We start from the raw sequence: 774 nt of genomic DNA, 5'->3' as shown, positions 1-774 counted from the left end.
TCTTATAGTTATATATTAAATATCTTATATTTAATGATATGAGAGATGGAGAAGGAGTGATTTTTACATGACCGGAGGCCAAATTGCGGGCTTAATCGCAGCAATAGCATTTGCGGCATTAGTGATCTACATTATTCTATTCTTACGTGAACTAACAAAGACCATGAAGGAAGTTACAGGTATTGTTAATGAAGCGAATGAAACAGTTAAAGTAGTCACCAAGGATGTGGATGCATTATCAATTGAGGTGCAAGGATTACTCAATAAGTCTAATGTTTTATTAGATGATGTGAATGGAAAAGTAGCTCAAGTGGACCCATTGTTCAAAGCAATCGGGGACGTCGGGGTAACTGTTTCAGACGTGAATGATTCTACACGTAACTTAGTCCTAAATATTACCAATACTGCCCAAACAAAGGTAGATGATATTAAGGATAAAACAACAGGTGCTACTGAAGCTGGTTCAGCTACAGTAACTGCTGATCAAGCAGTAAAACCTGGACAACCAACTGTGACTGGTATTCAAAAAGTGGGGCAATCAGCTAAAGCTTTATATCAAAAACGGCAAGTGCGCAAGGCACAAGAGAATTCACAATCTAAACCATATTAATCAATATTATTAATTGAAAGAAAGAGGGAAATATATATGTCTAGAAATACAGGTTCATTCTTATTAGGTGCAATCATCGGTGGTACTGCAGGTGCTGTAGCGGCATTATTATTTGCACCAAAATCAGGTCGCGAGTTCCGTGATGACTTAAATCAACAAGCAAA

2 protein-coding genes are annotated in these 774 nt (G+C 37.3%); both read left to right on the top strand.

Annotated features, from left to right (window positions below):
* Positions 1-67 precede the first annotated feature (67 nt).
* Positions 68-610 (top strand): DUF948 domain-containing protein, encoded by a 543-nt coding sequence (locus ACRCJ0_RS17075; protein ID WP_026466183.1) that lies wholly within the window; start codon positions 68-70, stop codon positions 608-610.
* A gap of 36 nt (positions 611-646) precedes the next feature.
* Positions 647-774: YtxH domain-containing protein (locus ACRCJ0_RS17070; RefSeq protein ID WP_431391350.1), on the top strand; the 128-nt coding region annotated here is incomplete at its 3' end.

This window comes from Aerococcus sp. L_32 (assembly GCF_050689315.1).
This window is presented reverse-complemented; position numbering and strand designations above follow the sequence as displayed.